Annotated in this window: 1 protein-coding gene; it reads left to right on the top strand. The window is 71.0% G+C overall.

Annotation, left to right across the window (positions count from 1 at the left end):
- A partial coding sequence (locus JHAT_RS33455; RefSeq protein WP_077802016.1) for an IS701 family transposase occupies window positions 1-1,008 on the top strand: 1,008 nt, incomplete at its 5' end.
- Window positions 1,009-1,030: the final 22 nt, after the last annotated feature.

The following is a 1,030-nucleotide window of genomic DNA, read 5'->3' on the forward strand; positions in this document are numbered from 1 at the left end:
CCGGTGCGGCGGCGGATCGCCGAGCGGCTGTCCGAGGCGATCACGCCTGAGGTGTGGGTGATCGACGATGTGTCGTTTCCCAAGTGCGGCAGGGCGTCGGTGGGGGTGGCCCGGCAGTACTGCGGGGCGGTCGGCAAACGGGCGAACTGCCAGGTCGCGGTCAGCGCCCATGCCGCCACCGACACCGCGTCCTGCCCGCTGGACTGGGAGTTGTATCTGCCGCGTGAGTGGACGGATGAGCCGGACCGCTGCCGCAGGGCCGGAGTCCCCGACGACGTCGTCCACCAGGAGAAGTGGCGTCTGGCGCTCGGCCTGCTCGACACGCTCGGCGAGTGGCAGCTGAAGGCGCCGGTCGTGGTCGCCGATGCCGGCTACGGCGTCAGCACGCCCTTCCGGCTCGGTCTCCAGGAGCGAGGGCTGTCCTATGTCCTGGCGTTGACCGGGAAGGAAGTCGCTCACCCGGAGAATGCCGAGCCGCACCGGCCCGCTTATGGCGGGCTCGGTCCGCCGACGCTGCCCCGCTATCGCACTCCACCGCGGGCCGTCTCGGTCCTCGCAGCCGAGGCCGGTGCCGGCCGGTTCACCGAGGTGACCTGGCGCCAGGGCAGCAAGGGCGCGATGACCTCACGGTTCGCGGTCCTGACGGTCCGGCCTGCGGGCAAGCAGTCCCTGGCCGCAGCCCAGAAGGCGGGCGGCGGCCGCAACCGGTGGGACGGCGTCCTGCCCACCCGGACACTCCTGGTCGAATGGCCGGACGGCCAGGACACTCCGACCGGCTACTGGATCTCGAACCTGCCCGCCACCACACCGGTCACCGACTTGGTGCGGTGGGCAAAGATGCGCCGGCGGATCGAGCACGACTACCGCGAACTCAAGCACGGCCTGGGTCTGGACCACTTCGAGGGTCGCACCTGGCGCGGCTGGCACCACCACGTCACCCTCGTCACCGCCGCCCAGGCATTCCTCACCCTCCGGCGGCTCGACCCAAAAGTCCGCACACCGGCCTGACCCTCTACCAGGTCCTCGATCT

The sequence above is a fragment of the Streptomyces sp. JHA26 genome (genome assembly GCF_002005565.1).
Taxonomy (GTDB): Bacteria; Actinomycetota; Actinomycetes; order Streptomycetales; family Streptomycetaceae; genus Streptomyces.